Source organism: Chamaesiphon sp. VAR_69_metabat_338 (genome assembly GCF_031423935.1).
GTDB lineage: Bacteria > Cyanobacteriota > Cyanobacteriia > Cyanobacteriales > Chamaesiphonaceae > Chamaesiphon.
The window spans coordinates 1-6,223 of the sequence record NZ_JANPGM010000411.1 but is presented as its reverse complement, the minus strand read 5'-3'; the positions used below and the strand labels follow the sequence as shown (position 1 = coordinate 6,223).

Below are 6,223 nucleotides of genomic sequence, written 5' to 3'. Positions count from 1 at the left end.
AACCGTCGGGAAACAAAGGCGTGCGGGAGCCGCTAAATCCCCCTTAAAAAGCGGATGCCTTTTCGGTCGGGTTCCCCGACCATGAAAAGGCACCAAGCGGGGGACTAAGAGGTCGGTTCCCCCCTTTTGAAGCTACCGTGTATACACAAGTATAGAGAGAAGCGATATTGGTGAGAATCCCCCTAAATCCCCCTTAAAAAGGGGGACTTTGACCGGATCTTAGCCCCCTTTTTAAGGGGGTTTGGGGGATTTAGATCTAGAAACGAAGTCTAGCCGACTTGTGTATACGCAGTAGCTTTTTAAGGGGTCTAGGGGGGATCTTCCAGGGCTAAAACTAACAAACTAACTTTTCAGACTTCTTTCTTAACTAACATCAAGCTCCCTTCGCGAGTTGGAAGGCTTCCGCGATCGGCCCTAGAGCCAGCACTGGGAAGAAAGTTAATGCGCCCATGATGACGATGACGCCAGCGGTGACACTGGTAAACAGAACGGTATCGGTGCGGAGCGTACCCGTCGTAAAGGGCACGGGTTGTTTGCGGGACATGCCATCAGCGAGGAGTAATAGAGACACGATCGGGATGTAACGTCCGCCGAGCAAACTCAGCGATGTACTCAGGTTCCACCACAGGGCAGTGGGTGCGGGTTGGCTATCGGCCAATCCTTCAAAGCCGGAACCATTATTGGCAGTGGCAGAGGCATACTCATACAGCACTTGGGCAAGTCCGTGAAAGCCTGGATTGCTGATGCCAGCGAGTTGCTCGGGAAATGCCAGGGCGATCGATCCCGGTAGCAGCACGAAAATAGGATGCACGAGTAAGAGCAAGAAGCTGGTTAAGACCACTTCTTGTTTCTCAATTTTTCGTCCTAGAAATTCAGGGGTACGTCCGACCATCAATCCGGTGACAAATACCGCCAAGATTAGATAAGAAAATAGATAAGCAGTGCCCGTACCCTGTCCGCCCCAAACGATTTGGAGAAAGAGGTTGGAGAGCAGAACAAATCCACCCGCAGGCATAAACGAGTCGTGCATGGAGTTGACAGCACCCGTCATCGTGCCGGTGGTTGTGACTGCATATAAAGCCGATTGCGCCCAGCCGAATCTGACTTCTTTGCCCTCTAAATTGGGCTGTGTGCTACCGAGAATATTGTTGACGAGGGGATTGCCTTGGTACTCGCCGATCGCGGTGACGATGATAAATCCGACGTAAATAATAAATACCATCCCAAATACCAACCAAGCTTGCTTGCGGTTGTTGGCAATGACGCCGTAGGCATAAATCATTGATGTCGGAATCGAAATCATTGCCAAGGTCTGAATCAGATTGGAAAATCCATTGGGATTTTCAAATGGGTGCGCGGAGTTGATGGCAAAAAAACCACCGCCGTTTTCACCCAATTGTTTGATAATTTCAAAGTGGGCGACGGGGCCGAGGGCGATCGCCTGACTGACGGTTGGATTTTCTAAAGTGGGCACGACAATTGGCCCCGATAGCGTTTCTGGCACGCCAGCAGCCACCAATAACAGCGACCCCACGATACTAATCGGCAATAAAATTCGGGTAATCGCTAAGGTCAAATCGGCATAAAAATTGCCTAACGGTCTTCCCGTTAGGCCGCGAATAAAGGCGATCGCCACCGCAATTCCCGTTGCCGCAGAAGTAAAGAACATAAACCCCAACCCCAGCATCTGCGAGAAATAACTATAAGTGGTTTCCCCTGAGTAGTGCTGCTGATTGGTGTTGGTAATAAATGAAATAGTCGTATGCAGTGCGGTATCCCAGGTGGGCGCGCCCAAACCAGTGGGATTGAGTGGTAGCAATCCTTGCAACATTAAAATTGCGAATAGCAAGATCGCCATCGCCAAATTACTGTATAAAATCGCCCGCGCATATTGCCAACCCGTCATCTGCGCTTCGGGCTTGACCCCGCTGAGGCTAAACATCAGCCGCTCGACTGGATGCAAAACTCGATCTAATAGTGTCCTTTGCCCTAAATAAACGCGAGCGATGTAGCCACCAAATATCGGTGTAATCGCTACGATTAGTACCAATGTTAATCCAATTTGAATCCAGCCTTGTAGCATGGTTCGATAATCCTCATCTGCGAAGTGCGATCGAGCTTAATAGATCGTGGAGGTTGCAACGTATTTTTAATTTTCGGTTGCTGTTCTATTTACTACAATCGTGACGCAGTTTTAATGATTTGAAAAGGTATATTTATTTGTTTAAGCCAATTTACGTTATGCTGCCAAACCCGGAGGTGCAAAGACAATTAAAATGTTTAGTCCCTGTTTAGCTGTTGTTTAGCTACCAGTGCTTTAGCCATATTTTATTTGGCGACCATAGAGCATTAACTCCAGTTTTGAGACTCTGCCTAATGGCATATTTGTTAATCGCAAAACCCGCTGGCGATCGATTAAAATATCTATCTTGTGATAGATAATTGCTAAAATTGCACCAACAAATACTGGCGGCGACGGCAAAATGCTTGCCAATCCGGTTAATTTTAGGCAGGTGAGTATCGCTACACTGAATAAATCGCGATTTGATGCTGAAGTTTTATGCCACTGCAAACCGATCCCCTAAGTGTCTCATCACCAACTTCAGCTTTACCAATGCTAGAGCGATTCTCACTATTTTGGATCGTCGTTAGTTTGTTTGGAATAGTGTTTGCACTAGAATTGCTCACTCCCACCGACTACGTGATGGGATACCTGTATATCAGCCCAATTTTATTTGTCAAACCGCGTCTAAACCGGAGTGCCACGCTCCGAATTATGGCGATCGCCGTAGCCTTAACACTGCTCAATATCTGGATTCCAGGGGGCGAACCGATTCATCCTTCAATGGTGGCAAATCGGCTGATTACGGTTGTCGCACTGATTGTGACGGGACTGTTAAGCGATCGCAATCGGCGGATTCAACAATCGCTGGCACAGCAGCAAGCCAAGCTCCAAGTCCAAGAACAACTAGCCAGCCTGCGCGAGGACTTTACATCGACATTGGCACACGATCTCAAAACGCCGATTTTGGGTGCGCTAGAGACGCTCAAAGCCTTCGATCGCGGCCAATTTGGGGAAGTTCAAGCCAAGCAAAAACAGGTGCTCGGCGTGACGATTCGCTCTCATCAGACAACCTTGCAACTAGTAGAAACCCTGCTCGATGTCTATCGCAACGATATTGAAGGCTTGCACCTGCGCCAAACCCCGATCGATCTGAGCAAGCTCGCCGAATCTGCCGCCACAGCTTTATTCGATCTAGCCGCCAGTCGCCGCGTTCACCTATCATTAAATTATGGTGAGTCCGAGTTTCGTCAGTTTCTGTGGGTAAATGGCGATGCCTTTCAACTAGAGCGCGTGTTTGCCAATCTACTGACAAATGCCATCAATCATTCGCCACGCGGCGCAAAAGTCGAAGTCGTACTCGGTACCCACGGTTCCCAACAAGTGGTCAAAGTGATGGATACGGGTGCGGGCATTCAAGCCGATGAAATGCCGCATTTATTCGGCAGGTTTTATCAAGGCCAAAGCGATCGTCAGGCTAGCGGTTCGGGTTTGGGTTTATATCTGGCGCGTCAAATTGTCGAGGCGCATGACGGGACGATTTGGGCAGAAAATCGTTCTCCCCAAGGCGCAATTTTTGGGTTTCGCCTCCCGGCAATTACTCACACTCTATCTGCCTAACTTCTTGCACCTAAACCATCGATTTGGGTTAATTCGATCGCGTTGCCGTCGGGATCTTGGGTAAAGAGTGCCGCTCGACCCGAATTACTCATTTTTACCACACAATTAGCGGCCAGTAGTTGTTGTTTGGCAGCCTCCAAGTTCCTGACTCCCAGTGCCACATGGGGATTGCGCGTCGATACGTGGAGATCGATCGAGCTTGTAACCAGATCGACATTTTCGATCAGGTGGATTTGGAAATCGCCAATTTGATACCACGCGCCAGGATAATTGAGCGCGCGATCGACTCGTTGCAAGCCTAAAATACCGCTATAAAATGCGACCGATCTGTCTAGATTTGAGACCATCGTGGCTGTATGTAGGCAAGTGATAATTTCGATCGTGGGGGACATAGAGGTTAGGGAATAGGGAATAGGGGATAGGGGGTAGAGGGTAGTGAATAGTAGAAAATTCTCTCGATCTGTTCGGCAAAAAGTTGGCGAACAAAGATGTTTGCTAATTTCTATCCACCGTCTGCCTACGGCAGTCTAATCGATGCTCAAACCTTTGCTGGCTAACCAGGCTCGATCGAAGATGCGGGATTGATAACGCGCACCGCCATCGCATAAAATTGTGACGATCGTGTGTCCTGGCCCCATTTGCTTGGCTAATCTGACTGCGGCTGCTACGTTAATCCCAACCGAGCCGCCCATGAATAAGCCATCTTTTCGGAGGAGTTGATAGACTACTTCGATACATTCCTGGTCGGGAATTTGCATCGCATCATCGATCGGGGCACCTTCCATATTGCCCGTAATCCGACTATTGCCAATGCCCTCAGTAATCGAACTGCCTTCGAGGGCGATCGTGCCGGTTTTGACATAACTATACAACCCGCTGCCCATCGGATCGGCAACAACACATTTAATGTCGGGATGCTTTTCTTTGAGGAACATCGACACGCCCGCAAACGTTCCCCCTGTGCCCGTTGAAGCTACCCAGCCATCGATTTTGCCATCGGTTTGCGCCCACATTTCGGGGCCGGTAGTTTCATAATGCGCCAGCCGATTGGCGAGATTTTCAAACTGATTTGCCCAGATCGCATTTTCCATTTCCGCCGCGACGCGACCGGATAATTTGACATAATTATTCGGGTCTTTATAGGGCACAGCGGGCACTGTCCGGACTTCTGCGCCGAGGGTGCGGAGTGCCTCGATTTTTTCGGCTGACTGAGTTTCGGGGATGATAATCAGGCATTTGTACCCCTTAGCGTTGCAAATATGCGCTAACCCGATACCAGTATTGCCAGCCGTGCCTTCAACGACGGTGCCACCCGGTTTAAGAATGCCGCGACGTTCGGCATCTTCGATGATATACAAGGCAGCACGATCTTTAACCGATCCGCCTGGATTGAGAAATTCGGCTTTACCCAAAATTTCACACCCCGTCGCATCGCTAAAACTATTGAGTCGAATTAATGGTGTATTGCCGATCGCTTTTTCAAAGCCGTGTTTGATATCCATTTTAATTAGTTGATAGTTGATAGTTGATAATTGAGAATCGGTAGTTAAGCCCGACTGCCAGATTCGCACGCATAGAGAATCGTTATCTGCTGCGCCCGTTCGAGCTGTTGCAATTCAGTGGCGATCGTCGTACCGATATCTACCTCAATTGTCTTGGCTATCTCCATTCGCCCCGCGTCCCAAAACGATCCTGTTTAGTGTTGCTTTCGATCGATTGCCGTTCGTGCTATAAAGCTACAAGAGCCAAGCCTCAGTGCGATCTGCTCTGCCAACCATATTCAACATTTTGACACATCCCACCCCGCAAACTCCATGAACATCCGGATCGGTAATGGTTATGATATGCATCGCCTCGTGGCAGAGCGTCCGCTGATCTTGGGCGGCGTGAAGATCGAGCACGAGCTAGGTTTGTTGGGACATAGCGATGCAGATGTGCTGACGCATGCGATTATGGATGCGCTGTTGGGTGCTTTAAGCCTGGGCGATATCGGGCTGTATTTCCCGCCGACTGATGCCAAATGGGCGGGTGCAGATAGTATCGAACTCTTAAAACAAGTACATAGTTTGATTGTCGATCGCGGCTGGCAGATTGCCAATATCGACACAGTTGTGGTTGCCGAACGTCCCAAGCTCAAGCCCCACATTCACACCATGCGAGATCGACTCGCAGCTGCTCTAAATCTGTCTCCAGAGCAAGTCGGTGTCAAAGCGACTACCAACGAGGAATTAGACGCCACCGGACGGGAGGAAGGGATTTGTGCCTATGCGGTGGTGTTATTAACTCAATAGATCTCGTTTAGCTTGAGAGGGTGTTTGAAAAGCGTGGATTTAATCCCCCCAACCCCCTTAAAAAGGCAGGGCTGATTCATTCGTTACTGGGCGTAGGTTGTCATCGTTTGATTGTTAACGATTAAGCATAGCGGCAAACAATCGATACTTGTTAGGTTCAAACTTTTCTGGTGAAGACAGAACCCGGATCTGGGGGTTGTCTTGATGCGCTAAACCGTTGGGGAACCCAACGAGCGCGCATCGCTCCGAC

At 49.2% G+C, this 6,223-nt stretch carries 7 protein-coding genes; 2 read left to right on the top strand and 5 right to left on the bottom strand.

All coding sequences use genetic code 11. The annotated features are described in order from the left end of the window. Positions 1–373 precede the first annotated feature (373 nt). Positions 374–2,083, bottom strand: a complete 1,710-nt coding sequence (kdpA, locus tag RMO84_RS11445; RefSeq protein WP_310488587.1) for a potassium-transporting ATPase subunit KdpA — start codon at positions 2,081–2,083, stop codon at positions 374–376. 234 nt (positions 2,084–2,317) lie between these two features. After that, positions 2,318–2,572 carry a hypothetical protein gene (locus RMO84_RS11440; protein WP_310488586.1) on the bottom strand — a complete coding sequence of 85 codons (255 nt, stop codon included), beginning with the start codon at positions 2,570–2,572 and terminating at the stop codon, positions 2,318–2,320. Between RMO84_RS11440 and RMO84_RS11435 the strand changes: the two genes are divergently transcribed. After that, a complete protein-coding gene (locus RMO84_RS11435; protein ID WP_310488585.1) occupies positions 2,561–3,682 on the top strand; it encodes a HAMP domain-containing sensor histidine kinase in 1,122 nt (373 codons plus the stop codon). The two genes, RMO84_RS11440 and RMO84_RS11435, sit on opposite strands and share 12 nt — an antisense overlap. On the opposite strand, the gene RMO84_RS11430 is transcribed toward RMO84_RS11435, so the two are convergent. The 3 genes from RMO84_RS11430 to RMO84_RS11420 all read right to left on the bottom strand — a co-directional run bounded on the left by RMO84_RS11430 (position 3,679) and on the right by RMO84_RS11420 (position 5,351). Then, on the bottom strand, positions 3,679–4,074 hold the full coding sequence (locus RMO84_RS11430; protein ID WP_310488584.1) for a VOC family protein: 396 nt from the start codon (positions 4,072–4,074) through the stop codon (positions 3,679–3,681). The two genes, RMO84_RS11435 and RMO84_RS11430, sit on opposite strands and share 4 nt — an antisense overlap. A 135-nt stretch (positions 4,075–4,209) precedes the next feature. After that, a complete protein-coding gene (locus tag RMO84_RS11425) occupies positions 4,210–5,184 on the bottom strand; it encodes a cysteine synthase A (RefSeq protein WP_310488583.1) in 975 nt (324 codons plus the stop codon). Positions 5,185–5,228: 44 nt separating this feature from the next. Beyond that, entirely contained in the window at positions 5,229–5,351 is a 123-nt protein-coding gene (locus RMO84_RS11420) for a DNA polymerase beta superfamily protein (RefSeq protein WP_310488582.1), read from the bottom strand. Between the two features lie 145 nt (positions 5,352–5,496). Here RMO84_RS11420 and ispF point away from each other — a divergent pair, with 145 nt between their 5' ends. Further along, positions 5,497–5,973 (top strand): 2-C-methyl-D-erythritol 2,4-cyclodiphosphate synthase, encoded by a 477-nt coding sequence (gene ispF, locus RMO84_RS11415; protein WP_310488581.1) that lies wholly within the window; start codon positions 5,497–5,499, stop codon positions 5,971–5,973. The last annotated feature ends 250 nt before the right edge of the window (positions 5,974–6,223 follow it).